This window comes from Nocardia sp. NPDC003183 (assembly GCF_053590715.1).
The window spans coordinates 1-23,759 of sequence record NZ_JBSFTG010000001.1; the positions used below are offsets into that span (position 1 = coordinate 1).

Annotated in this window: 24 protein-coding genes and 1 pseudogene; 21 read left to right on the forward strand and 4 right to left on the reverse strand. The window is 66.6% G+C overall.

Annotated features, from left to right (window positions below; translation table 11 throughout):
* Positions 1 to 293: pseudogene (locus tag ACWDXS_RS00005) on the reverse strand (hypothetical protein); the annotation flags it as partial.
* A gap of 165 nt (positions 294 to 458) precedes the next feature.
* Complete coding sequence (locus tag ACWDXS_RS00010; protein WP_449960277.1) at positions 459 to 1,154, reverse strand: TetR/AcrR family transcriptional regulator; 696 nt, start codon at positions 1,152 to 1,154, stop codon at positions 459 to 461.
* 95 nt (positions 1,155 to 1,249) lie between these two features.
* Between ACWDXS_RS00010 and ACWDXS_RS00015 the strand changes: the two genes are divergently transcribed.
* The 7 genes from ACWDXS_RS00015 to ACWDXS_RS00045 all read left to right on the forward strand — a co-directional run bounded on the left by ACWDXS_RS00015 (position 1,250) and on the right by ACWDXS_RS00045 (position 7,689).
* Complete coding sequence (locus ACWDXS_RS00015; RefSeq protein WP_449960279.1) at positions 1,250 to 2,350, forward strand: hypothetical protein; 1,101 nt, start codon at positions 1,250 to 1,252, stop codon at positions 2,348 to 2,350.
* Between the two features lie 49 nt (positions 2,351 to 2,399).
* Entirely contained in the window at positions 2,400 to 3,992 is a 1,593-nt protein-coding gene (locus ACWDXS_RS00020; protein WP_378992858.1) for a zinc-binding dehydrogenase, read from the forward strand.
* Positions 3,989 to 4,783, forward strand: a complete 795-nt coding sequence (locus tag ACWDXS_RS00025) for an MBL fold metallo-hydrolase (protein WP_449960284.1) — start codon at positions 3,989 to 3,991, stop codon at positions 4,781 to 4,783. Before ACWDXS_RS00020 ends, ACWDXS_RS00025 begins: the two co-directional genes overlap by 4 nt.
* Before the next feature lie 57 nt (positions 4,784 to 4,840).
* Positions 4,841 to 5,377 (forward strand): VOC family protein, encoded by a 537-nt coding sequence (locus tag ACWDXS_RS00030; RefSeq protein ID WP_449960287.1) that lies wholly within the window; start codon positions 4,841 to 4,843, stop codon positions 5,375 to 5,377.
* Positions 5,374 to 5,904 carry a carboxymuconolactone decarboxylase family protein gene (locus ACWDXS_RS00035; RefSeq protein WP_449960290.1) on the forward strand — a complete coding sequence of 177 codons (531 nt, stop codon included), beginning with the start codon at positions 5,374 to 5,376 and terminating at the stop codon, positions 5,902 to 5,904. Before ACWDXS_RS00030 ends, ACWDXS_RS00035 begins: the two co-directional genes overlap by 4 nt.
* Before the next feature lie 473 nt (positions 5,905 to 6,377).
* Entirely contained in the window at positions 6,378 to 7,460 is a 1,083-nt protein-coding gene (locus ACWDXS_RS00040; RefSeq protein WP_378992862.1) for an oxygenase MpaB family protein, read from the forward strand.
* Positions 7,461 to 7,473: 13 nt separating this feature from the next.
* Positions 7,474 to 7,689: a hypothetical protein gene (locus tag ACWDXS_RS00045; protein ID WP_378992864.1), complete on the forward strand. Its 216-nt coding sequence runs from the start codon at positions 7,474 to 7,476 to the stop codon at positions 7,687 to 7,689.
* A 6-nt stretch (positions 7,690 to 7,695) separates the two neighbouring features.
* On the opposite strand, the gene ACWDXS_RS00050 is transcribed toward ACWDXS_RS00045, so the two are convergent.
* Positions 7,696 to 8,448 carry a TetR/AcrR family transcriptional regulator gene (locus tag ACWDXS_RS00050; protein ID WP_378992866.1) on the reverse strand — a complete coding sequence of 251 codons (753 nt, stop codon included), beginning with the start codon at positions 8,446 to 8,448 and terminating at the stop codon, positions 7,696 to 7,698.
* Between the two features lie 298 nt (positions 8,449 to 8,746).
* Between ACWDXS_RS00050 and ACWDXS_RS00055 the strand changes: the two genes are divergently transcribed.
* The 12 genes from ACWDXS_RS00055 (at position 8,747) to ACWDXS_RS00110 (ending at position 20,793) form a co-directional block, all read left to right on the forward strand.
* Positions 8,747 to 9,541 (forward strand): MlaE family ABC transporter permease, encoded by a 795-nt coding sequence (locus ACWDXS_RS00055; protein WP_378993009.1) that lies wholly within the window; start codon positions 8,747 to 8,749, stop codon positions 9,539 to 9,541.
* Between the two features lies 1 nt (position 9,542).
* A complete protein-coding gene (locus tag ACWDXS_RS00060; protein ID WP_449960295.1) occupies positions 9,543 to 10,406 on the forward strand; it encodes an ABC transporter permease in 864 nt (287 codons plus the stop codon).
* Positions 10,407 to 10,415: 9 nt separating this feature from the next.
* Positions 10,416 to 11,765 (forward strand): MlaD family protein, encoded by a 1,350-nt coding sequence (locus ACWDXS_RS00065; protein ID WP_449960298.1) that lies wholly within the window; start codon positions 10,416 to 10,418, stop codon positions 11,763 to 11,765.
* A gap of 1 nt (position 11,766) precedes the next feature.
* Positions 11,767 to 12,792 (forward strand): MCE family protein, encoded by a 1,026-nt coding sequence (locus ACWDXS_RS00070; RefSeq protein WP_379312775.1) that lies wholly within the window; start codon positions 11,767 to 11,769, stop codon positions 12,790 to 12,792.
* The gene (locus tag ACWDXS_RS00075) at positions 12,792 to 13,856 is read left to right on the forward strand and encodes an MCE family protein (RefSeq protein WP_449960302.1); all 1,065 of its coding nucleotides are present in this window, start codon (positions 12,792 to 12,794) and stop codon (positions 13,854 to 13,856) included. Before ACWDXS_RS00070 ends, ACWDXS_RS00075 begins: the two co-directional genes overlap by 1 nt.
* Positions 13,856 to 14,950 (forward strand): MCE family protein, encoded by a 1,095-nt coding sequence (locus tag ACWDXS_RS00080; RefSeq protein ID WP_449960305.1) that lies wholly within the window; start codon positions 13,856 to 13,858, stop codon positions 14,948 to 14,950. Before ACWDXS_RS00075 ends, ACWDXS_RS00080 begins: the two co-directional genes overlap by 1 nt.
* A complete protein-coding gene (locus tag ACWDXS_RS00085) occupies positions 14,947 to 16,029 on the forward strand; it encodes an MCE family protein (RefSeq protein WP_449960308.1) in 1,083 nt (360 codons plus the stop codon). The genes ACWDXS_RS00080 and ACWDXS_RS00085 overlap by 4 nt, the downstream gene beginning before the upstream one ends.
* Positions 16,026 to 17,300 carry an MCE family protein gene (locus ACWDXS_RS00090; protein ID WP_449960311.1) on the forward strand — a complete coding sequence of 425 codons (1,275 nt, stop codon included), beginning with the start codon at positions 16,026 to 16,028 and terminating at the stop codon, positions 17,298 to 17,300. The genes ACWDXS_RS00085 and ACWDXS_RS00090 overlap by 4 nt, the downstream gene beginning before the upstream one ends.
* A gap of 25 nt (positions 17,301 to 17,325) precedes the next feature.
* Positions 17,326 to 17,910 (forward strand): hypothetical protein, encoded by a 585-nt coding sequence (locus tag ACWDXS_RS00095; RefSeq protein ID WP_449960314.1) that lies wholly within the window; start codon positions 17,326 to 17,328, stop codon positions 17,908 to 17,910.
* A gap of 40 nt (positions 17,911 to 17,950) precedes the next feature.
* Positions 17,951 to 18,544 (forward strand): SRPBCC family protein, encoded by a 594-nt coding sequence (locus tag ACWDXS_RS00100; protein WP_387446661.1) that lies wholly within the window; start codon positions 17,951 to 17,953, stop codon positions 18,542 to 18,544.
* Positions 18,545 to 19,288: 744 nt separating this feature from the next.
* Entirely contained in the window at positions 19,289 to 19,774 is a 486-nt protein-coding gene (locus tag ACWDXS_RS00105; RefSeq protein WP_387446662.1) for a hypothetical protein, read from the forward strand.
* Between the two features lie 167 nt (positions 19,775 to 19,941).
* Positions 19,942 to 20,793 (forward strand): hypothetical protein, encoded by an 852-nt coding sequence (locus ACWDXS_RS00110; protein WP_449960318.1) that lies wholly within the window; start codon positions 19,942 to 19,944, stop codon positions 20,791 to 20,793.
* 77 nt (positions 20,794 to 20,870) lie between these two features.
* On the opposite strand, the gene ACWDXS_RS00115 is transcribed toward ACWDXS_RS00110, so the two are convergent.
* Positions 20,871 to 21,089 carry a hypothetical protein gene (locus ACWDXS_RS00115; RefSeq protein ID WP_378992880.1) on the reverse strand — a complete coding sequence of 73 codons (219 nt, stop codon included), beginning with the start codon at positions 21,087 to 21,089 and terminating at the stop codon, positions 20,871 to 20,873.
* A 124-nt stretch (positions 21,090 to 21,213) separates the two neighbouring features.
* Here ACWDXS_RS00115 and ACWDXS_RS00120 point away from each other — a divergent pair, with 124 nt between their 5' ends.
* Positions 21,214 to 21,888: a winged helix-turn-helix domain-containing protein gene (locus ACWDXS_RS00120; protein WP_378992881.1), complete on the forward strand. Its 675-nt coding sequence runs from the start codon at positions 21,214 to 21,216 to the stop codon at positions 21,886 to 21,888.
* Positions 21,876 to 23,159 (forward strand): sensor histidine kinase, encoded by a 1,284-nt coding sequence (locus ACWDXS_RS00125; RefSeq protein WP_449960323.1) that lies wholly within the window; start codon positions 21,876 to 21,878, stop codon positions 23,157 to 23,159. The genes ACWDXS_RS00120 and ACWDXS_RS00125 overlap by 13 nt, the downstream gene beginning before the upstream one ends.
* The last annotated feature ends 600 nt before the right edge of the window (positions 23,160 to 23,759 follow it).

Below are 23,759 nucleotides of genomic sequence, written 5' to 3' on the forward strand. Positions count from 1 at the left end.
CAGGTGCTCTGAGTTTGGTTGTTGTCGGCGCCGGTGCCGTCGAGTAGGTACAGCGTCGGGCGTGGGGCTGTGCCGGTGGGGTGCAGGATGTCGAGCCCGACGACGCGGCCCATGGCGGGGGAGAAGACGTAGAGCTGCTCCCAGCGTTCGCTGCGGGTGATGCGGTGATCCACTGTCGCGGTGGTCGCGGAGGCGACACCGGGTGCGGTGAGTGCGGCGACGATGCCGAGTGTGGTGACCGAGCCGAGTAGTCGGCGGTGCAGGGTGCGGAGTCGAGTTGGTGACGCTGTCATCAGGTCCTCCCGGCCACGGTCGGTTGCCGGGCCACAAGGCTAACCGGTGAAAACTCGAATCTTGTTACGGTAGAACAGGTTCCGCTGCTTCGTCGTGTTCTCGGCGACGTCGAATGCGATGCGCATCACCCACGTCTTCCGGCCGATCGGCGGTGTCGGTGCGGCTCAAGGGCTTGCCGGTGATATCGGGGTGGTGGCGAGCCGGACGATCAGGTCGACTGTGAAGTCGAACTCGCGATCGCGGTCGAATCGGGCGAGAAACGATGCGGCGAGTCCGATCTGCGGCAGCCCCGATCCTTCGAGCGTGGACTGACGCTCGGCGATTTGGGTGGGGTCTTCCGACCCGAACGTCGGTCCGGCTGCGGCCTCGCGCAGCAATGTTCCGATGAGCGTTGCCAGCAGCGTGCGCATGAGATGGACCGCCTCCTCGGGGCTGCGGCCCGTGCGTCGTAGCACGGTAAGGATTCCTTCGACGGGGGCAAGGCCGACTGTCGAGGAGAGTTGGCGGGTCAGCACCAGCGTCGCGGCCTGGGGGTGGGCGAGGGTGATTCGGCGGAATTCGTTGGCCCACGCGCGAATATCGCGCTCGATCGAGTCGGTCGATTCCGGCGGGCGTAGTTGTTCGAGTACATGCTCGGCGACAGCGTCGAGCAGATCGCCTTTGTCCTCGACGTAGTGGTAGAGGCTTTTGGCGTCGACCCCCAGGACCCGGCTGACCGACCGCATGCTGACGGCGTCTGTGCCCTCGGCGTCGATGACCGAGAGCGCGGCCTCGCGGATCGCGGTGCGTGAAAGCTGGGCCTGAGTCTTCGGCGGACGGCCTCGTCGGGGCTGTCGCAGGCCTGTTGTCGCGTCGGTCATGGCGTTCATTAAACCCACTCTTGCATATTTCCACGGTGTGGGTTTAATCTGTCATTAATCCCACACCGTGGAATTAATGACGTGAGGTGAAATCGATGCGGATGCCCTGGCATCAAGGCGATGTGCTGGATCTGGCGAGTGTTGGTGTGCGGGTCGACAGCCTGACCGACCTCTCGGCGATCTCTGGTGGTCCGGGTGCCCGGCTCACCGCGATCCGGGCCCAGGCGGTGGCGTTCAGGCAAGAGTTCCTCGGAACCGGCACTCCCGACAGCGTCACGACCTGTGACCTGGTCACCCTGCCGTATCCGACACGGTTCGGCTTGTTCCGCGCGTCCCGCGCGATAGCGCCGTTCCTCGCGATCACCAACCGGATGTTGGTCATCAGGTGGCGTGCGAGCGACGGGACGCCACGGGTGCTGCTCTTCGAGCCCAGCGATGTCGAACTCGGCCGCTACACGCCGTACTTCGACAAGCTCGTCGAACGGACCCCCGCCATGGTGTCGAAACGGATGGTGACCGAACACGGCACTGTGGTCGAGCACCTGTCCCGCCTCGGAATCGATCCGGCCGAGGTCGATTATCTGATGTTCGACCACCTGCATACCCAGGACCTGCGCCGCTGGATCGGCACCACCACGCACCAGGCCGACCTCGGCGAGCAACCGAAACCCGTTTTCCCGCGCGCGAAGGTCATCGTGCAGCGTGACGAACTGGCCGCGATGGCGGATCTGCACCCGATGCAGCGCCCGTGGTATCAGCCCGGGGCCTACCGCGATGTGTCGCCGGAGTCGTTCCTGCCCATCGACGGGTCGGTGGTGCTCGGTCCCGGCGTCGCGGTGGTGAAAACCCCCGGCCACGTCTTCGGTAACCAGAGCTTGGTGCTCCAGACCTCCACCGGGGTCTGGGTCAGCAGTGAGAACGTCATCGCTGCGGAATGCCTCACCCCGGAGTTCTCCCGGATGCCCGGGATCGCGCGTTGGGCGCGGGAGTGGGGACAGGAGATCGTGCTCAATGCCAACACCATCGAAACCACTGTCGATCAATACAACTCGATCATCTTGGAGAAGACGCTGGCCGATCGAAGCCAACGTGATTCCCGCTTCGTGCAGTTCTTCCCGTCGAGCGAGCTGACAGCGGCGTGGACCAATCCTGGTACCTCACCGACATTCACCCACGGTGCGATCACGCACCGGTGACCTCAGGGCCAACCAGCCATTCCACAATGCTGTGAAAGGAATCCCGCACATGCGTGCACTCATCGGCGGCGCCGGACCCCACTGGCAGCTGCGCGATATCGATACTCCGCACCAACTCGGTGCGGTCCGCATTCAGGTGATGGCCGCCGGGCTGAACCGCGCCGACCTCTACGCCCTGGAAGGTAACTACTCTGCCAACTCCCAGCAGCCGGGTGAATTCACCGCGGGCATGGAAGTAGCGGGCATTGTGGAGACGTCGAGTCCGCTCGCACCACATCTGTGCGCGGGGACTCGGGTCATGGGGATCACGATCGGCGGCTTCGCCGACTACGCGCTGTGTGATCCACGGTTACTCGTGCCCATCCCTGAGGGGCTGAGCTTCGAGGAGGCCGCGTCCTTGCCGATCGGGCTGATCACCGAACACGACGCGCTGGTCAGCCAGGCGGGTTTCGTCGCGGGCAACAGCGTGCTGATCGTCGGTGGGACCAGCTCGATCGGGCTGGTCGGCATTCAACTCGCCAAAGCACTCGGCGCGAGCACCGTCATCGCGACCACCACCAGCGCGGACAAGCGAGACGCACTCACCGCCGCGGGCGCAGACCTCGCTGTCGATACCACCGGTGAGGATCTCGCGGCAGCGGTGGCATCCGCGACGAACGGCAACGGCGTCGATATCACCCTCGACCATGTCGGCGGTGAACTCTTCGCGCAGCTGCCCGCTGCCACCGCGATCGGCGGCGCCATCGTCAGTATCGGCCGACTTGCCGGCGCCACGACCACCCTCGATCTGGACACGATCGCTTTCCGTCGCCAGCGACTGCTCGGCACTACCTTCAGCATCCGCACCCGTGCCGAGCTGGCCGAGGTAGTCGCCGCGCTGACCTCGCAGGTTCTTCCCGCGGTCGCCGCGGGAACGATCAGCCCACGCGTGGACGCCGTTTTCGCCCCCGAACAAGCCGAGCACGCGGCCGAGCGGCTCCGGCGGAACTCGGCGGTCGGCAAGGTCATCTTGTCCTTCGCCGACGCGCATACCGGGCCCGCTCCGGCACCGTCACCGCGGGCCAACATGTTCGGCACCATTCGCCAGATCGGTTATGTCGTCCGTGATCTCGAGTCGTCCCTGCGCGGATTCATCGACAGCGGAATCGGGCCCTGGTTTCATCTGCGCGGCCTGCGGCCGGGGAACTTCACCTATCGCGGTGAGCCGTCGGGCATGGTGATGGATGTCGCGGTCGCCAACAGCGGCGACATCCAGCTCGAGCTCATTCAGCCCGTGAACGCGGAACCGTCGATGTACAAGGACTTTCTCGACGCCGGCCACGAAGGCGTGCAGCACATCGCCTACTGGGCGGAGAACTATCAGGAACTCTACGACCGAGCGCTGGCCGCCGGGTTCACTGTCGGACAGGAAGGCGAAATCGGCGGTCCGACAGGTCGATTCGCCTACCTGGAGACCGAACATCATCCCGGCACCGTCGTCGAGATCTCGGATCTGAGCGGATCGAAGAAGTTCGTCTTCGACCTGATCAAGGTCGCGGCGGCGAACTGGGACGGCACCCACCCGATCCAGGTCATCGATCCGGCCTTGCTCAGCGGCGATCCCGCGGCGATGGACGAGATGAAGGCAGCACTGGGCGGATGAAGGTCCATCACCTCAACTGCGGAACCATGCACCCACCCGCGACTCCCGGCGGGCTGGTCTGTCACGTGCTGCTGGTGGAAACACCGCGAGGGCTCGTGCTCGTGGATGCGGGCCTGGGGTTACAGGACTCCCGTTCTCCGGGGCCGAGGTTCGGTGCGGGCCGCTGGTACGTCCGACCCGTCTTCGACCCGGCCGAGGCCGCGATCACGCAGATCCAGAGGCTCGGCTTCGATCCCCACGATGTGCGCCACATCGTGCTCACCCACTTCGACGCCGACCATGCCGGCGGTTTAGCCGACTTCCCTTGGGCCCGGGTGCACCTCACCGCGGCAGAGGCCTTCGCTTCCCGGCATCCGCGCACGCTGATCGAACGCGGCCGCTACCTCCCCGCACAGCGCTCCCACCACCCGGTCCTCGTCGAGTACACACCGGCCGCGGGGGAGTCATGGCGCGGGTTCGCCGGTGCGGAAGAGCTCACCGGCATCTCACCCGGGATCGTGCTGATCAATCTCCCCGGCCACAGCCGGGGTCACGCGGCGGTGGCGGTCGACGCCGGTGATCGCTGGATTCTGCATGTCGGCGATTCCTTCTATCACCACGGCCAGCTCGATGGGTCCCGTTCCGCGCCAAGGGCTCTCACCGCGATGGAACGTGTCATCGCCGCCGACTGGACCAGGGTCAAGGCCAACCACGAACGTCTCGCCGAGCTGTGGACCGCCGCCGACCCCGACCTGTTCCTGATCAATGCCCACGATCCGTACCTACTCGATCGGGCACTGGGACGCCGCTGAATCCAGCTCGCCGGGCGCATGCCTCGGCGAACCCTTTGAACAGAAAGCGAGATCGCTATGAGCCGGATCTTCGGCAGTGTCACCCAATTGGGCTATGTCGTACGCGACATCAACGCAGAGATGCACCGATGGATCGCACAGGGCGTAGGCCCCTGGTTCTATGTCCACGACGTAGCGACCGACTACTTCACCTATCGCGGCAGCGATTCGCCGCTGAAAATGAGCGTGGCGCTGGCCAATTCGGGTGACGTGCAGATCGAGCTGATCCAGCCGCGCAACGACGCGCCGTCGCTCTACCGGGAATTCCTCGACTCCGGGCGCGAAGGCTTGCAGCACATCGCCTACTGGACCGACAACTACCAAGCGCTCTACGACAAGGCGCTGGCGCTGGGCTACGAGGTAGGCCACGAAGGGTCGATCGGCGGTGACCTCGGCCGCTTCGCCTACTTCGACACCGAGAAGACCTTCGGCCACATCATCGAAATCTCCGACATCAGCGGCCCCAAAGGCCAATTCTTCCGCTACATCCGGGAAGTCGCGCAGACCTGGGACGGCAGCGAACCCATCCGCGGCGAAGTCGACAAGCTCGCATGACCACAGAAGAGAACACCATGACGACCATCAACTTCCCCGACCCCGCGGCCCTGCCCGCCGCGCTCCGAGAAGCGCTGTCCACCCACACGGCCAACATCTACCGTATGGTCGCTCACTCCCACGGCATGGGCCTGAGCTTTCTGACCATGGCAGACGCCATGCTGCAAACCAACTCCGTTCCTTTCCCGCTGCGCGAGCTGGCGATCTTGCGCGTCGGCCACGTCTACGCAGCGCCCTACGAACTGCACCACCACGAGAAGTTCGCGCGCGCGGTCGGGCTCAGCGAGGACGCGATCGCCGCTGCCGCCACCGGCGGCGGCGAAGGGCTCCGATCCGAGGAAGCTGCCGTGCTCCGCTGGACGGATACGATCCTCGACCGGCACACGCTCGGCGCGGTGGCTCGGACCGAAGCGCTGGAACTGTTCAGCGTCACCGAACTAGCCGATTTCGTCCTCACCGTCGGGTTCTACCAACTCGTCTGCAACTTCCTCAACACCTTCGAGGTCACCACCGAGGGCGAAGCGTAGGCGCGGCGAGGGCCGAAATGACGATGCCCCGAGCTCGATCGAGTTCGGGGCATTCGGCCGCAGAGCCGCTGTGAAGGCGGGGACTGCTGTCACAGTGACAGATCAGTCCAGGCCCGGGAGCTGCTCGCTGAGTGTGAGAATCAGCGACGTCGATCGTGACAACTCTCCGCGTACCCGCGTCAGTGCAGGATCCCCCCATGTCCGAAAATTGGGGTAGCTGTCTCAGTCAGTTGGCGGCAGTCTGGATCGGATCGGATCTTTGGAAGGTATTTGGCCGTGAAGTCGGGGGCATCTTGTGCAGAGTAGGGCTGGAACTGCCTTTTTAGGCAGTGCGCCCGTGCCTTAGCTGTCTGGGTCAATGAGCGGGAAATCCCCGTGAACCGTTGACTCGGGGCTCGCAAGCGGTCTAGTATTCCTACTCACACGTAGTAATACTTCTACGTAGTCGTAGAAAATGGATTGGAAACCCTGCAATGGCAACAATTGCTTCCTTGCGTGAGTGGCTGTCGCTTCCCCCACTGACGCCCGCGGAGGACTACGGCTTCTTCGGCCCGGAGTCGGTCGCGTGGCAAGTCTGGAGTTACCCGACCAGTTTGACGATCGGCTTCCAGCGTGCGGTGGTGATCGAGGAGCTGGATCCGGCGCTGGTGGCCTCGGTGGACGCCACCCATGCGATCTACGACCGTCCTCGTACCCGATACGACCGCACGTTGCGATATTTCGCTATGGTGTTGTTCGCCGACAGCCGGTCGACCGCGCACGCGGCCGACATTCTGGTGAAGATCCACTCCAAGGGTATCGGCGTCGACCCCGTCACCAAGCAGTCCTACGACGCGAACAATCCGCAGTCGCAGCTGTGGATCCACCTGACGGCATGGCATTCCATCCTCGTCGCCTACGAGAAGTACGGTCCCGGCCGGCTCAGCGAGGCCGACGAACTGCAGTACTGGGCGGAGTGCGCGCGAGCGGCGGAACTACAGACTTGTGACCCGGCGGACGTGCCGCGCACCAGGGCGGGGATCAGCGAGTACTTCGAGCAGATGCGCCCGCAGCTGATCGGGTCCGACATCGCCCGCAAGGCGATGCGCCACCTGTTACAGGCGGAGGTGATGATGCCGGAGATCCCGCTCCTGGTCCGGCCGATGTTCAAGATCGTGTACGCCTTCCTGCGCCGGGGCACCCTGGCCACCATGCCGCGATGGATGCGGGAGATGGCCGGATTGCCGAAGGGCAGGCTGCTCGACGCGCTCGTCACGACGCCGATGAGCGTTGCCTTCACTCTGGTGAGTCTCAACGCGCGCCTGCAAATTCAGCTGCTGCGCTTGATCTCGCCGATGACGGTGGCGGTGGCGGGTCCAGTGCTGCTGAAGATTCCGCCCGCGAGCACGACCACGATGACCCCTCGGCAAGCGCAAGAGCTCTACGGCTACGACATTCCCGCGCTCGCCCATCAAGCGCTGCGGGACAAGCAGCGGGCCCGGGTCTTCGGCCGCGGGGAAGCGCCGGACGACCAGGGTCTGATCGAGTCCCAGGCCGTGCTCGGCGAGATCGCGTGAGGGGTGCGTTCTGATGATCAAAGAACTGCTGGGCTATCGGATCAGCCTTCGCCAGCTCATCTTCCTCGGCATCGCCTTCGGAGTGCCGTACTTCCTGATCGGGCTGTTCTGGCTGGGGGCCCACCATGAGCACCTCGACGATCTGCACGGCTTCGACAAGCTGTTCTCGGCGATCGGTGAGATCATCGCCTGGCCGCCGTTGGTGATCTCCGATATCCAGCTACGCTGACGCCGGTCAGTCGGGAAGTGTCTCCGTGTTGTCGGCCTGCCAGGCCGAGACCACCGATCCGCCGGACGGGATGATCCGAGTTCCCGTGTCGTCCTTGGGCAAGGTTCGAGTCAGTGCCCGCACCGCGGGCCGAAGTGCTTGGGGAGAAGCGAGTTCCGGATTCGACAAGACCAGCCTGCCGAGCGATTCGATGAACCCGAGCATGACGCGACTGGCCAGTTCGACGTCCACGTCCTTGGGGCCACCGCGCCGCGCGATGCCTGTCTCGAGCAGTTGGGCGCAGCGTGCGATGACCTTCTCCCTGGCATCGGCGAGCAGTCCGCGATAAGAGGCAGGGGCTCCGTCGGCGGGCATGAGGATCAACCGCCAGCGAACCGGATCGTCCTGGACCGCGGTGAGGAAGGCGATGACCGCTTCCTCGTACTCCACGTCCGGGTCGGAATCGTCGAAATCCGCTGGTAATGCCTCGAGGACCTGCGCGATTCCCCGGGTGTGTTCGCGCCGCAACAGCGCGTCGAGCAACTGGGGCGCGGTGGGGTAGATCGCATACAGCACGGGTTTGGCGACGCCGGCTTGTTTGGCCACCGCTTGCATCGTGAGCTCGGCCAATCCGTCACGACCGGTGACTTCGCGGGCCGCGTCCAGCAGCTGCTCGCGGCGTTCCTCCGGCGGTAGTCGCGGGCCGTTGCGACGCCGCGGCCGGGCAGGTTGCGGCGGGGCGATCCGCCAGACGCCGTCGGTGCCCTCTTCGATGCTCATCAGGAAATGATCCCCCAAAGCTCTGGTGCCGCGTGAGCGGCGCTGTTAGTGTCCACATATCTACTCTAGCGTAGTAATTCATGACTACGTAAACGTAGAAAACGTCCCGGGGATCAGGCGTCGCACCGAGTTCGTGCCTCGGAGCCGCGCCGGCAGCAATTCGTTCCGACCCATCAGCAACCGCCGAGAGTGAACAATCGTGCAGCAGCCGTCGACCAGGATTTCTGGTGAATTCAGTACCGGGACAACAGCTCCGCCAGGAGGTGGTGATGCCCGTGATCAGGTCGTCGCCTTCGGGCTGACCTACTGGCGCGAACACCCGCAACGCGCCGTCGAGACGGCCGGGCGCCAGGTCCTGATGACCGGCCGGGCACTCGCCGAACTGGTCCGCGCCCTGTTCACCCGGCGGTTTCCCACCACGGAATTCGTCAAGCAATGCGCGTTCATGGCCAGTGTGTCGGCGACACCGACACTGCTGGTCGCGATTCCCATCGCGGTGGTGGTGTCGATCCAGGTCGGCTCGCTCGTCAGCCAGGTCGGGGCGACCACCTTCATCGGCGCGGTCAACGGACTGGGAATCATCCGTCAGGGCGCCCCGCTCGTGACCTCGCTGATGATCGCCGGCGCGGTGGGGTCGGCGATCTGCGCGGATCTCGGTTCGCGCACCATCCGGGAGGAGATCGACGCCATGGTCGTGATGGGCGTCGATCCGGTCCGTCGCCTGGTCGCCCCCCGCCTCGCGGCGGCGGTCGTGGTCAGTACCTTGCTGTGCGGGCTGGTCGTGTTCGTCGGCTTCGCGACCGGCTATGTGTTCAATGTCTATATCCAGGACGGGACGCCGGGCTCGTACATCGGCACCTTCGCCTCGTTCGCGGTGGCCGGCGATCTGGTCGTCGCCATGGTCAAGGCCACGGTCTTCGGCGCGCTGGCGGCGATCATCGCCTGCGACACCGGGCTGCACACCCGCGGCGGACCGGCGGGCGTGGCCAACGCGGTGAACTCGGCGGTCGTCAACTCCGCGATCGTCCTGTTCGCGGCCAACATCATCCTCACGCAGCTCTACAACGCTGTGTTCCCGTCGAAGGTGCTCTGAGATGGCCTCGGGTTACGTGCCACCTCTGCTGCGTCCGGTGCGCCGGCTGCGCGCCGCCGCCGCAGCGTCCGCGACCGTTCCGGTGCGCCTCGGTCATCAAGGACTGGTGTTCCTGCAGGCGGTCGCCGCGATTCCGTTCGTGCTCAAGCACTATCGGAAGGAACTGCTGCGGCTGATCACCGATGTGAGCTTCGGCAACGGCTCCTTGATCGTCGGCGGCGGGGTGATCGGCGTCGTGGTCATCCTGTGCGGGTTCGGCGGAATCACCGTCGGCATGGAATCGCACACCGCGCTGAACCTGCTCACCATGAGCCCCCTCACCGGCGCGATCTCCGGATTCGCCACGACGCGGGAGTTGGCACCGCTGCTGGCGACCCTGGCTTTCGGCGCCCAGGCCGGGTGCCGATTCACCGCGCAGCTGGGTTCGATGCGGATCTCCGAGGAGATCGACGCCCTGGAGTCGATCGCCATCCGGCCGCTGCCCTACCTGATCACCACGCGCATGCTGGCGGCCGTCGTCGCCATCGTGCCGCTCTACACCGCGGGCCTGGCCATCGCCTACATCGCGACGAGGTTCACCGTGGCCTTTCTCGGCGGGACGACGCTGGGCACCTACGACCACTACTTCCACCAGTTCCTCGACCCGGTGGACGTGGCCTACTCGATCCTCAAGATCATCGTCTTCGCCGCCGTGGCGACCTTCATCCAGTGCTACTACGGCTACACCGCGGCGGGCGGACCCGAAGGCGTCGGAGTCGCGTCCGGCCGGGCGATCCGGATGACCATCGTCACGGTCGTGTTCATCAATCTCCTGTTCTCCCTGTCGATCTGGGGGATCGACCCGGGCATCAGGATCACGGGATAGGCCTCGATCATGATCTTCGACCCCAGCGGGCGTGGCCCGAGCGCGCTGCGCCTCGGCCTGCTCGGCGTGCTCATCGGCGTGCTCATCGCCACCACCGTCTACCTGCTCGGACTGCGCTACAACGGCAAGTTCCTCGACACCGTCGAGGTGACCGCAGCCATGACCAGCACCGGCGACGGCGTCCCCGCGCGCGCCGACGTCACCTTCCGCGGCGTGCTGGTCGGCCAGGTCGCCCGCACCGACATCGCCGCCAGAGGCGAACGCCAGAACATGCTGTTGCGCATCGAACCGCCGATGGCCCAGCGCATTCCCGCCACGGTCACCGCCCGGGTGGTGCCGAACAACATCTTCGGCGTCACGGCGGTGGAACTCATCGACAACGGACCCTCGCCGGACCGGCTGCGCGACGGAGCGACCATCGCGCAGGACACCAGCGAGGTGGGCGCCCAGTTGCAGACGACCCTGACCACCCTGCGGACCGTCCTCGACGCCATCGACCCGATCCGGCTGGCCACCGTCCTGGGCACGCTCGCCGACGCGCTCGACCCCAGCTACCGGATGCCCGGCTCCACCATCGAACGACTCGACACCTGGACCACACAGGTCAGGGCGACGCCGGGGATCGGCGACCTGCTCGGCGACCTCGGCGCCGCGGCGTCGGCGGTCAACGAGTCGGCGCCGCAGCTGGTCGACACTCTCGTCGCGTCGGTGACCGCGGCGCGCACCCTCACCGAGAAGCGGGCGAACCTGATCGCGCTGCTGACCGCCGCCCGCGGCGCGGTCGGGGTCACCAACACCCTGTTCGAACGCAATCCGCAGGCGGGCCCGGAACTGGTCGGCGGGCTGCACGAGACCTTCGGCGCGCTGGCCGCCGACTCCGGCGCCATCGGCGCCGCGGTCGCCAACCTCAATACCGCGCTGAGCAGGCTGGCGACGGTCTTCAACTGGGGACCCGACCGGCAGATGCGCTGGGCCGTCGACGTGAGCTTCACGCCCTTCACCCAGTACACCGCCGCGGACTGCCCCCGCTACGGCAACCTCGCCGGGCCGCGATGCGGCGGCTCCTCGGTGCCGTATACCGCGCCGGAACAACATATTCCGACCCAGCTGCTGCCGCGGCGGCTGGAAGCGGCAGGCCCGCCGGCCGTCGTTTCCGCGCTCCCGGCGATTCCCGGCCTGCCCGCGATTCCCGGCCTGACGGCCCCGGCCTCCGCGCCGGCGTCCCTGCAGGGCGTCGAGGCCATCGAGGCGCTCGTCGGGCGGCCGCCGAACGCCGCGCAGCTGGTGCTGCTCACGCCGGTCCTGGCCGACGGGGCAGTGCAGCTCACCTACTCCAACCCAGCGCCAGGGGGGAACTGACATGATGAAAACCCGCACCGCCGTGCTGATCCTGACGCTGTTCGTCGGACTGGCACTGGTCGCGAGCTACACGATCTTCTCGACCTTGCAGCGCGGAGTCAGCGGCGACACCGTCCGCTATACCGCGACATTCGGCAATGTCCTCGGGCTGCGCGTGGGCGACGACGTCCGGATGGCCGGAATCCGGGTCGGCCGCGTAGATTCCATCGAACTCGACGCGGATCGGCGCGCGTCGGTGGTGCTGCGTGTGCAGTCGCGCCAGCAGCTCACCACCACGACCAAGGCGCTGATCCGCTATCAGAACCTGATCGGGCAGCGATATGTCGCGCTGGCCGCCGGAGACCGAGGCGGGGACCGGCTGCCACCGGACGGGGCGATTCCCTACGAGCGCACCGAATCGTCCTTCGACGTGTCCACGGTGCTGGCGGGATTCGAACCACTGTTCGCCACCCTGGAGCCCGACGACATCAACTCGTTGTCGCACACGCTGATTCAAGCGCTGCAAGGTGACGGAGTGTCGCTGAGCGCGCTGGTCACCCAGGCGGCGCAGCTCGCCAGTACTTTCCGCGACCGCGACGAGATCCTCGGCCAGGTGATCACCAATCTCGGTGGCGTGGTGGAGGGTCTGGCCCATCGCAGTGGTGAGCTGGAAACGCTGATCACCCAGACCCGCACGCTGACGGTCGACCTCTACGAGCAGGGCACGACGCTCGCGACCGCGGTCGACCAGGCGTCGGGGTCGACCAGGCAGCTGGCCGATCTCATCACCCGGATCAGACCCGGACTCGCGCAGGCGCAACAGTCCGCGAACGAAGGTGTGCGCCTGCTGATCTCCAACGGCGCACGACTCGACATCACCGCCGCCGAACTGCCTTTCGTCCTGGCGGGTCTCGCCCGGATCAGCGGCAACGGCACCTACATCAACTCCTACGTCTGCAGTCTGGATGTCTCGCTGTGGGGTGTGCTGCTTCCGCCCGGGATGTTCAACCAGATCGGTGGCAATTCCCATTCGGAGGTATGCCGGTAATGAACTCCCCCCGACCACCCGAGCTTCTTCGACCGCTGGTGTCCGTCGTGCAGCGAATGTGGCAGGCGATACCGAGCTATTCGGGCAATCGCCATTGGTGGCTCGGCCTCGGCGCGGGCGCGGCGGTGGTGGTCCTGCTGTTCGGTTCGAGCGCGCTCACCCAGTTCGACCTGGGCAATCGGACCGTGTACGCCGAGTTCGCCCAGACCGCCGGGCTCCGCCAAGGCGACAGTGTCGATATCGCGGGCATCGACGTGGGCACGGTGAAGTCGACGCGGCTGGCGGGCGACCGGATCGAAGCCGCGCTCTCGATCGACAACGGCATCCGGATCGGCGACGACGCCAAGGCCGCGATCAAGATGTCGACGATCCTGGGCCGGATGCATGTCGAGCTCGATCCCGGCGCGCTCTCGGCGCCCGAAAGCCGCCGAATTCCGCTGGACCGGACCGAGGTTCCGTACAACCTGGCCAAGGTCGTCAACGACGGCAAATACACCCACTCCTTCGAGCACCTCGAACGGATGGACCCCGTGGCCTTGCGGGCCTCGCTGGACGCACTCGCCCGGCAGATGGGGGACTCGCCGCAATTGACCGCGGCGGCACTGGATTCGGTGGGTTCGCTGGCCGCGGTCATCAGCGATCGCCGGGACGAGGTCGAGCAGCTGCTGCGCAATATCGACAAGGTCTCGAGCGTGGTGTCCGACAACCAGAACGCCGTGCTCGTGCTGTTGACCCGTGGTCAGGCCATCGGTGACGCGGTCGCCCGACGACAATCCTTGGTCACCCAGCTCCTGGACAGTATCGCCGCGGTCTCGAAGGACCTGCAGGCGATGGGCATCGACAACGGGGGACAGCTCGCACCGTTGATCGCCGATCTGAACACGATGTCGACGGGCCTGCAGAACAACAAAGCCAATCTGGACAACCTGTTCCAGATCATGCCGGTCACGCTCCGGCAGTTCAACAACACTCTCGGAAACGGCCCCTACGGGGAGATCTATCTGCCATGGATGTTCCCCGACAACTGGCTGTGTGCCGTTCAGGCCGTGGAAGGTTGCCGCTGATGCGCACGACATTCGTCCGGATGGCCGTCCTGGCCGCTGTCGCAGTCCTGTTGTCGGGCTGCTCGGCGCTGCCACACAGCCTGACCTCGCTGCCGGACCGGCTGCTCGGCAAGGAGAAGACGATCACGGCGGATTTCGAGAATGTCGCCGGCCTGTACGTCGGCAACGAAGTCTCCGTTCTCGGGATGCCGGTGGGCCGGGTGACCGAGCTGGTCCCCAAGGGCGAGTACGTGCAGGTGCACATGGTGGTCGATCCCGAGGTCGACCTGCCCGCCGACGTGATCGCGGCGCTGGTCTCCCCGCAGATGATCACCAACCGCCACATCGAACTCACCCCCGCCTACACCGGCGGCCCCACCTTGCTCGACGGCAGCCACATTCCGTTCGCCCGCACCAGGACACCCGTCGAGCTGGACCGGATTCTCCGCAATTTCGACGACATCGGAAAGGCGCTGGCGGGCAACAACTCCGACGGTCCGATGGCGAGCCGGGTGCTGTTCCCGCTGCTCGACGGCAACGGTGACCGCATCAGGGAGACCCTGGACGCGCTCTCGGGCGCCTTCGAGGTGACCCTGGCCAACAAGGACCAGATCTCCAACGCGATCGTCCGGCTCAACGACGTCACCCAGATCCTCGCCGACAACGACGCGACGGTCCGCGACTTCAGCGCCCGGCTCACTCAGCTGGTCACCCTGATGCGCGAGCAGTCCCCGGGGCTGCAGGCGGTGCTCACCCAGATCAACGACTTCGTCGCCAACACCAGCGCTGTCGTCGGGGAGAACAAGCAACCGCTGACCGACGCATTGCTGCGACTGATCACGATCACCGCGCAGATGCGCGACCACGCGCGAGGACTCACCGAGATCGTCGACATCGCCCCGCTGTTCCTCGGCAACCTGGGTAACGCGGTGAGCCCCGAAGCCCGGGCCGTTCGTCTTCACCTGCTGACGGACAAGAGCCTGCTCGACAACGAGCTGCTCTCGCTGTTCTGCGAGCGGGTCGAGCTACGGGCCGACGGCTGCCGAACCGGCAGGCTGCAGGACTTCGGCCCCGATTTCGGGCTGTTCGCCGCGCTGCTGGGACTGACCCGATGAGCCGGCGTCTGTGGCGTGCGGCGGTGCTGGCGGTGGCGGCCTGCTCGGTCGCCGGCTGCACGGTGACCGTCGACTCCATGCCCTTGCCCAAGCCCGGTCTCGACGGCCCCACCTACACGGTGCGGGCGCTGTTCGACAACGCGCTGAACCTGCCCGATCGCGCGCACGTGAAGACCGGCGGCACCGACATCGGCGTCGTCACCGGCCTCGACACCACCGATTTCGTGGCGACGGTCGAGCTCGAGATCCGCGCGGACGTGCGCCTGCCGCGCGGATCGCGGGCCGAACTCCGTCAGCCGACCCCGCTCGGCGACATCTACGTCGCCATCGTGCTGCCCGAACTCCGTTCCGGCACACCGATGCTGGCCGAGGGCGACGTCATCGACAAGGACCACACCTCGGCGGGCGCCTCGGTCGAGGAACTGATGATGTCGCTGTCGATGCTGCTCAACGGCGGTGCGCTCAGCCAGGTCGCCCGGATCACCAGCGAGTCGAACTCGATGTTCGCGGGACGCGGGCCCCAGCTCTCGCATCTACTCACCGAACTGACCGCGACCCTGACCGCTCTCAACGAAAGGACCGGCCAGATCGATGCCGTTCTGCACGGTCTCGATGCGCTCAGCGCCACGCTCAACCAGCGCAGGGCCGAGCTCGGCCAGGCCGCGGATACCTTCCCGCCGCTGATCTCGGTGCTCACCGAGAACAACCGGGCGATCACCGAGCTCACCACCGAGGTCTCGACCACCCTCGGCGCGCTGGGCGAGTTCACCTCCACCAGCAGCGCCGACTTCGTCGGGCTCTTCGACAGCGTGCAGGCTCTGATGACCGGCTTCACCCAGATGGGCGACAACCTGGCGGGCGCGCTCGACCAGCTGCACGCGCTGAACCCGTCGCTGCGGGCCACCACCCAGGGCACCAGCCTCGCCGTCGCGGCGACGATCTCCTACCTCAGCGTCGGCGCCCTGACCGACCCGAACGGGAGCAGGCTGCCCGACGGGTCGGACCCCGGTGCCTTCGTCGGCAGTCTCGCCGAGGTCCTCGCGCGGGTCCTCGGCCGGTTGCAGGGTGGCGGGCGATGAACGGATACCCCCGTGGCAGTGTCCGCTACACCGTGGCGCTCGTCCTCACCTTCGGCATCTGGTTCGCCGGGGTGGCGCTCGAGGTCGCCGCCGAATTGCTGCTCCGGGCCGCGGGCTGGGCGAACCGGCACGTCAACGGCATCGCGGCCGCGGGCCTGGTGGCGACGCTGCTGGTCAGCGGCGGATATCTGCTCGTCGATGTCGTCCGGGTCGATCCGCTGCGGGACACCTTCACCGTGCGGGTGGAACTGGCCGGGTCCGGCGGGCTGCTCGAGCATTCCGATGTCACGTTCCGCGGCGTGCGCGTGGGCACGGTGCGGTCCTTGGAGCTGTCCGAGACCGGCGTCACCGCCGTCGCCGACATCGATGCCGGCTATCACGTTCCCGCGGGCGGCGCGGTGGTCGTGGCCCGGTTGTCGGCGGCGGGGGAGCAGTACCTCGATATCCGGCCCGATTCCAACGAGGCCCCCTATCTGGCCGACGGCGCGGTCGTCGAGCTGGACCGGACCTCGACGCCGGTCACCATCGACGAATTCCTCACCAACACAGCCGATTTCATCGGCAGCTTGAATCCGCAGCGGCTCAACGTCATCGTCGCCGAACTCGACAAGGCGCTGGCCGGCGGGCCGAACCAGCTGCGCACCGTGATCAGCGGGATCAGTCAGGCCATGGTGGGGATGACGGAGTTGCTTCCGCAAACCCGCAGTCTCGTCGAGAAGCTGTCCGTCATCGCGGAGACGACTTCGCACGCCCAGCCGGACCTGCGCACTCTCGTCGAGGGGTCGGGAGTGTTGTTCGGGCAGTTCGCCGCCGCCGACCAGGAACTGCGGCGCCTGCTCGACCTCGGACCAGGACAGCTGGCGACGCTCGGCGGCGTGGTCGCCGAGACCACCGACCCGATCACGAACCTGGTGACCAACCTGCGCGCCATCACCCGGGCCGCCCGGCTGCGCACACCGGCGCTGACGGCGCTGTTCCCGGCCCTGCGATCGGGCACAGCCCTGCTCGGAGTTCCGGCGCACGACAACGCCTTCCACACGATGGTGGATATCTGGCCGCGACCGTTCTGCGAGTACGACACCATCCCGGTCTCGCCCGCTACCGTCTCCGACGGCAGCGTCCGGCTCTACAACTACTGCATCACCAGCGATCCCGCGCAGCAGGTCCGCGGGTCGGCGAACGCGCCACGACCCGATACGCCCGACAACACCGCTGGACCGCCGCCGGGCAGCACCGGCGACGAGCGATCCGTGCCGCTGCCCGGCCGTTGATTCCCCTGCTACCGAAAGGAACTCCATGACAGACACCGACGAATCGACAGCCCCCGCGCCGCCGGAATCCGAGGAAACCGATACCGCGGCACCACCATCCACCAGCCGGAACCGCACCACCGCGATCGTGGTCGCACTGGCAGTCGCCCTCGGCATCGGCGGAACGGCCGCCGGCGGCTACTTCGGCTGGCAGAACCACCGCGCGAGCGAACTCGAGCGATCACGCACCGAGGCACGGGCGGCCGCCTGCGCGTACGGCTCGGTGCTGTCGACCTACAACGCCACCGATCTCGACGCCTACTTCGCCGCCGTGCTCGACCGGGCCACCGGCGCGTGGAAACAAGAATTCGAGTCCACCAGTGCCGATCTGCGCGAAGTCCTGATCCAGGGCCGAGTGCAGTCGACGGCGGGCACCGTCGACTGCGCGATCGCCACCAGCGGTACCGACACCGCCGAGGCGCTCGTCGTCGTCGACCAGTCCATCGCCAGCGTCGGCACCCAGCAGCAGCCCCGCCGTGGTCAGCTGTCGATCACGTTGTCGCTGGCGAAGTCCGGCGACCGATGGCTGACGAGCAAAGTCTCCTCGCCAATGCTGCGCACCACACCGTGAACCCGACTCCTCCACTCCCGCGACAAGGACTGCGCTGCACATGGTTTGGCTCGTTCTCCTCGGCACCGCACTCGGGGCCCTCGTTGTGGCCGCGGTCGGCGGTCTGGTCGTTCTGCTCGTCCTGCAGCGCCGCGCCGCACGGCTGCTCGGCGCCGAGACCCCGCCGGTCGACGACCACGCGATCCGGCTGATCGAATCCCGGCGCCCGACCTTCCAGATGTCGGTCGAGCAGGACTTCGCCGCCATGCCGTGGGAAGTGTGGTCCGCACTCGAGGACGGCGCCTTCACCTGGATCCCGATGATCGACGGCGTCACCTACCGTGACCAGGAACGTGGTCCGGGAACCGTCCGCACCCTCGACGCCATCGTCTTCGCCGCCGCGGAACAGGTCACCCGCCGCGATCCACACACCCGGCTGAGTGTGGCCGGCATCAAGACCTCGATCCCGCTGCTGGTCAAGTCCTACACCATGGACTTCGACCTTTCCGAAACGCCCGAGGGGACGACGGTTCTCCGGTGGACGATCGCGGGGAGACCAGCTGTCTTCGCTTTCCTCCGACTGAGCTGGACCGCGTTCTTCATTCGTCCGTTCGTCCGGGTCGTTCTCGGGAGATGGGCGAACTACTACCGCTGAAAGGCACGATGTGGAGCCGGTTCCGAATTTCGATGCCGGGGTCAGTCGGGAGATTCTCAACTACTTCGGCACCTGCGGCGCCTGTGGCTACCCGGCGCAAGCACACGCGGTCAGTATCTTCGCCGACGGCCACATCGTGACAAGGGTCATCGCGACCTGCGGATTGCCGTGTGGTTGGCGGGGAGTGTCCGACCGGACCACGATGACCTGACCGCCTGGCGTTCATCGGACTCCCGTCGTGAGCGAGGCGAGTAGTCGAGTACTCGTGCATGTCGCGCCCGCTTGGCTCATTCTCGTCTCATTGCACGAGAGGAGCGGGCGATGCGATGCGAATCCGATCGGTGTGACGCAGCGCGCGGTCGAGGTCGTCTCGGCGCTTGTTCGGCCGCTGGAATCACCCCTCGATGGCTGGTGATCGTGACCGCGGCCGCGATTGCGACGGTATCGGCCGGATGCGTCCGCCCCCCGCCCGAATCGCTCTCGCCCGCACCGACAGCCGCGAATAATACGGGTTCGGCATCGGAACCGGGAGGGCAATCGCCTGGCAGCGGCCCCGCGCCCGGTGGACCGATCGGCCAGGACGGCGCGGGAGCTCCCGCGCCCGGCGGTCCGGTAGGTCCGTACTCCCCACCTCCTGCCGGCGGCGCACCACCTCCGGATAAGCCGGGTGGCGGAAACCAGGCGAAGGGTTCACCGGTCAAAATCCCGTCTTTCCAGGAGAAGGGCTCTCCGCTCACCGCGGACTTGAAGGGACGCATCGATGCCGCGTTCGCGTCGGCCTGCCAGGAGGCAGGCCATGCAGCGGGTTGTGTCGAGCTCGCCTACACCATCACGTTGCCACTGGAATCCGATTGTGCGTATTCGGGATTCTCGCCGACCGACGGTGCGACCGTCGAGGCTGGGACGACCGTGACGGTCCAGCTCTCCGGTAAACAACCTTGCCCCATCAGCGGCGGCGGAGACGGTACCGGCGGTGGCGGTGGCGGTGGCGAGACGACAGAGGGCGGCGGCACGACTGGCGGCGGCACGACTGGCGGCGCTACGACAGAGGGCGGCGGCAAGACTGGCGGCGGCACGACCGAGGGCGGCACCGGCGGCACCGGCAGTACCGGCGATGGTGCGGGCACTGGCAACAGCAAGTCCGGGGGTGGTGAGACGGCCCCGGGCACCGGCAACAGCGGAGCCACGAACGGCGGCACCGATCATCCACCAGCACCGTCCGGTGGATGATCGGCAACTGATAGGACGACGATATGGGCTCTGGATTTCGTCCCGCCGGGACCGCGCGTTCTGGACGCGCCACACACCGGTCGACGGGTGTTCCCCGACCCGCGCAGCCACCGCAAGCCTCGACCTCGGCGGCACCGGGAGACACCGGGCTGTCCCGCCTCAGCCTGATGATCCGCAACTTCGCTGCGCCCACTACGTTGATCACCGCACTGCTGTTCTTCTTCGGCTGGTCTCACGCCTACTGGTTTTTCGACTACTTCGGCGTGAACGCCACAACTCTTGGCCTGACCACCCAGGACTACTTGATGCGCAGTCAGGATTCCCTGTTCATCCCGCTCGCGGCGAGCGCCTGCCTGTTCACGGCATATCTCTTCTGCCGCAGAATGTTCCGGGAATTGGCGCTGCCGCGGATCAGTCCTGAGAATCGCCGCAGACTGGTGATCGCATCGATGGTCGCCGGCTTCGTGCTCGTTGCCGCCGGACTGCTCACCATCGTGATCTCGACACCGCTGAGAATGGTTGTCGGAGCGCCGGGCCTGTGCATGGTCGGTGGAATCTTTCTGATCGTTTCCGCCGTCCGATCGAGACGCACTGATCAGGCCACCACCGAATCATCGGCAGACGTCCTCACCGCCGGAGAATGGGGCGCTGTGTTCGTTCTCGTCGGTGTCGGGCTCTTCTGGGCGGTAGCCGACTACTCGGCTGCCGTCGGCACCGGCCGAGCGATCGAGCAGGTCGAAACGTTCGCCGAACAGCCGAGCGTGTCGGTCTATTCGGACAAACGCCTCGGGCTGGCGGCGCCGGGCGTCGTGGAACTCACCTGCCCAGCTCCCGACGCCGCCTACCACTTCCGTTACGACGGCCTCAAACTCATCCTGCAATCAGGAAACCAGTACCTGCTGCTCCCGACGTCCTGGAGCCGTACGCACGGAGCAGCCTTCCTTCTCCCTCGATCCGACGCGAACCGAATAGATTTCTTCCCTCCGCAAGCCATCCCACCCGCACACAGTTGCGGGTGAGTAGAGAACCATCGCCATACTGGATCGCCCCGGTGCCGGCGCGGAGAGGTACCCCGCCGGCACCGCCGTGGGTGGGATCAGTAGGTGTACAGGTCCCAGCCACCGGCGACCTCGACGCACTCCCACTGCGCGCCGCCGGTGGTCGGTGAGGCGCCGTCGGCGGCGCAGGCTTCGAAGGTGGCGTAGCTTCCGACGAAACCGGTGTGCAGCACGGCGGGCGCCGCCGAGGCCAGACCTGCGCCCGCGACGGAGGCCGCGGCGATCACGGTGGCGGTGATGACGGACTTGAAGCTCATGGTGTTCCTTTCGTAGCAACCCGGTGGTGTCCGGGGCAGGACCAGAGAACCTCAGTGCGCGTGAGATTTTCGTGAGGTCGCCACGCCGCGAACCCGTGCCGGGCGTGCCCTACTCTCACTACTCGTGCGTGTGCTGGTGGCGGAGGACGACGAAGGACTGGGCCAGGAGATCGCGTCCGGGCTCCGAGTAGCCGGATTCGCGGTCGACCTGGTGAATCTGCTCGTCGACGCCGATCTGAAGATCTCGGTGAACACCTACGACGTCCTCGTCGTCGACCGGGGAATGCCCGACGGTGACGGCTTGCGGTTGCTCGCGGCACTGCGCGCGCGTGGCTGCCCGGTGCCTGCCCTGGTGCTCACCGCGCGCGACGAATTGTCCGACCGTATAGCCGGATTCGAGCACGGTGCCGACGACTATCTCGGCAAGCCTTTCGCGCTCGCCGAGCTGGCCGCCCGGGTCAGGGCGCTGTGCCGTCGCCGCGATCATCCCACCCCGGCGCTGCTCCGGTCGGGCGACATCGAGATCGATCTGCCGCGCCGCAGGGTGCGACGCGCGGGCATCCTGCGTTCGCTCACGCCGAAGGAATTCGCGGTGCTGGAACTGCTGGCGACACGGGCGGGCGCGGTGGTGTCGCGGTCGGACCTGATCGAGGCGTGCTGGGACGAGATGGCCGAACCGAATTCCAATGTGGTCGACGCGGTGATGGCAGGCTTGCGGCGCAAGCTCGGAGCCCCTCCGGTGATCGACACGGTGCGCGGTGCGGGCTTCGTCTTGGGCGGCGTCGCGTGCGAGTCCTGATCGCCACCTCCGACCCACGTCCCGCGGTGGCGCGGCTGCACCGGGCCAGGATCGAGCTCACGGTGCTCATCACCGCGATCACCATGCTGTGCTTGATCGTGCTCGGCCTGGTGGCCGCCGTCATCGACGCGCGGTCCCGTGACAATGCCCTCGACGCGGATCTCGACCGGGTGCTGACGGGACTGGGTCCGCGTCTCTACCTCGACGAGGACGACGCCGTCGACACCACGGATCTGCCCGGTGACGAGCTGGTCGGCGGCGAGATCGCCATCCTGGTGCTGACGGCCGACGCCACCGGCGGTTGGACGGTCCACTACGGACACCTCCGATCGCACATGCCCGCCGAATCGGGGATCGCGGCCACCGCGGACGCCGCTACCCAGGCGCCGGGCGACACGATCTACCGCGATTCGATCGACAGCGCAGGGCGCCGGGTCCGCTTGGCCGCCGCGACCTTCGGCTGGGAGGACTCCGACCGCGAGGCGGTCCTGATCACCGGCGCCGACCCCGACGCGTGGGACCGTGGCCGCGCACTCCTGCTGTGGGCATTGACGGTCGGCGGCACGGTGATGGTGGCGGCCGCCGCGGTCGGCGGGCATCTGCTGTCGGGGCGGAGCATGCGTCAGGCGCTGGCGCTGGTCGAGGAGAGGGAACGTTTCCTCGGCGACGCGGCGCACGAACTGCGCACTCCGCTCGCCACGCATCGGCTCGTCACCGTGCCGCGCGCACGCACACCGGCCGAATCCGAACGGGTGCTGGCCGATGCGAGGGCTCTCGGCGCGAGGATGGAACGGGTGGTGGCAGGTCTGCTGGCCAGGGCTCGCCTACAGTCGGGGGCGGCCACGCTGGAGCGGGTGCAGCTGCTGCTCGATCAGCTGACCGAGTCGGTGGTCGAGGAGTTCGGCGCCGACCGTCTCGTGCTGCGCGCGGAACCGACTGTCGTGGTGGGTGACCCAGGTCTGCTCGGCCTGGCGATCCGCAATCTGGTGGAGAACGCGCTCACCCACGGCGCGGTGAATCCGCGGGTGCCGGTGGAGGTCTTCGTCGGCGCGGGCCGGGTCTGGGTCCGTGACCACGGCACCGGGCTCGCACCCCAGCTGTCGTCGAATCCGTTCGAGCGCGGGGTCAGTGGGGGTCGTGGCAGCGGCATCGGCTTGGCGCTGGTGGCCTGGATCGCCGAAGCGCACGGCGGCACCGCCACCATCGAACCGGTGGCCGGCGGCGGGACGATCGCCACCCTGGTGTTGCCACCGCCGGGCGCCGCGATCTGAACGGTGTGCCCGCCGTGACGGCTGCCGAGCAGCCTGTAGCACTCTTGCGTGACTAACTGTAAGTAATACAGTATGCTTGCTCACGTCATGTCGGGCGGCTGCGGGCGACCTACGCCGCCCATGAGTCCGGAGTCGATTCGGCAGGTGATGTCGAGTGGCAACTGTAAGAGCCGGTAGGCGGATGGTGGTCATAGCGTGGCGGTCGGGAGGAGTGGGATGGTTCGTCGGAACTCGCGTCGCGGCTGGACCCTGTCCGCACGCTGGTGGCTACGGCACGGACATTCCTACGGCGCCGCGATCGGAGGGGTGTCCGACTGGTCGGACAGTCCATAAAATCTGAATTCCCTGCATATTATTTGTCGATCGTAAATATACGCCGATGCGTAGTGAGAGCTCGCCCACTATTCTGGGCGGGCAAATTGTCGTGCCATTTAATTAAATGGTCGAATTGGCTCGAAAAATAATTCCAGAATTCTGTTGACTAGACCGTGTGACGTCACGCACACTCGGGAATGGCAATTGGGCGGTGTTACCCGGATGGAGACGCGCGAACCGATGGTAAACGGATTTGATCCGGCAGCAGACAAGCGCCGTGAAAGG

What these genes read in the sequence shown, in the direction of transcription:
- ACWDXS_RS00115 (WP_378992880.1), bottom strand. Translation starts at nt 21,089, where the DNA reads ATGAGCTTCAAGTCCGTCATCACCGCCACCGTGATCGCCGCGGCCTCC.
- ACWDXS_RS00060 (WP_449960295.1), top strand. Translation starts at nt 9,543, where the DNA reads ATGGCCTCGGGTTACGTGCCACCTCTGCTGCGTCCGGTGCGCCGGCTG.
- ACWDXS_RS00040 (WP_378992862.1), top strand. Translation starts at nt 6,378, where the DNA reads ATGGCAACAATTGCTTCCTTGCGTGAGTGGCTGTCGCTTCCCCCACTG.
- ACWDXS_RS00020 (WP_378992858.1), top strand. Translation starts at nt 2,400, where the DNA reads ATGCGTGCACTCATCGGCGGCGCCGGACCCCACTGGCAGCTGCGCGAT.
- ACWDXS_RS00045 (WP_378992864.1), top strand. Translation starts at nt 7,474, where the DNA reads ATGATCAAAGAACTGCTGGGCTATCGGATCAGCCTTCGCCAGCTCATC.
- ACWDXS_RS00075 (WP_449960302.1), top strand. Translation starts at nt 12,792, where the DNA reads ATGAACTCCCCCCGACCACCCGAGCTTCTTCGACCGCTGGTGTCCGTC.
- ACWDXS_RS00095 (WP_449960314.1), top strand. Translation starts at nt 17,326, where the DNA reads ATGACAGACACCGACGAATCGACAGCCCCCGCGCCGCCGGAATCCGAG.
- ACWDXS_RS00070 (WP_379312775.1), top strand. Translation starts at nt 11,767, where the DNA reads ATGATGAAAACCCGCACCGCCGTGCTGATCCTGACGCTGTTCGTCGGA.
- ACWDXS_RS00030 (WP_449960287.1), top strand. Translation starts at nt 4,841, where the DNA reads ATGAGCCGGATCTTCGGCAGTGTCACCCAATTGGGCTATGTCGTACGC.
- ACWDXS_RS00100 (WP_387446661.1), top strand. Translation starts at nt 17,951, where the DNA reads ATGGTTTGGCTCGTTCTCCTCGGCACCGCACTCGGGGCCCTCGTTGTG.
- ACWDXS_RS00035 (WP_449960290.1), top strand. Translation starts at nt 5,374, where the DNA reads ATGACCACAGAAGAGAACACCATGACGACCATCAACTTCCCCGACCCC.
- ACWDXS_RS00080 (WP_449960305.1), top strand. Translation starts at nt 13,856, where the DNA reads ATGCGCACGACATTCGTCCGGATGGCCGTCCTGGCCGCTGTCGCAGTC.
- ACWDXS_RS00015 (WP_449960279.1), top strand. Translation starts at nt 1,250, where the DNA reads ATGCGGATGCCCTGGCATCAAGGCGATGTGCTGGATCTGGCGAGTGTT.
- ACWDXS_RS00025 (WP_449960284.1), top strand. Translation starts at nt 3,989, where the DNA reads ATGAAGGTCCATCACCTCAACTGCGGAACCATGCACCCACCCGCGACT.
- ACWDXS_RS00050 (WP_378992866.1), bottom strand. Translation starts at nt 8,448, where the DNA reads ATGAGCATCGAAGAGGGCACCGACGGCGTCTGGCGGATCGCCCCGCCG.
- ACWDXS_RS00010 (WP_449960277.1), bottom strand. Translation starts at nt 1,154, where the DNA reads ATGACCGACGCGACAACAGGCCTGCGACAGCCCCGACGAGGCCGTCCG.
- ACWDXS_RS00065 (WP_449960298.1), top strand. Translation starts at nt 10,416, where the DNA reads ATGATCTTCGACCCCAGCGGGCGTGGCCCGAGCGCGCTGCGCCTCGGC.
- ACWDXS_RS00090 (WP_449960311.1), top strand. Translation starts at nt 16,026, where the DNA reads ATGAACGGATACCCCCGTGGCAGTGTCCGCTACACCGTGGCGCTCGTC.
- ACWDXS_RS00085 (WP_449960308.1), top strand. Translation starts at nt 14,947, where the DNA reads ATGAGCCGGCGTCTGTGGCGTGCGGCGGTGCTGGCGGTGGCGGCCTGC.
- ACWDXS_RS00110 (WP_449960318.1), top strand. Translation starts at nt 19,942, where the DNA reads ATGATCCGCAACTTCGCTGCGCCCACTACGTTGATCACCGCACTGCTG.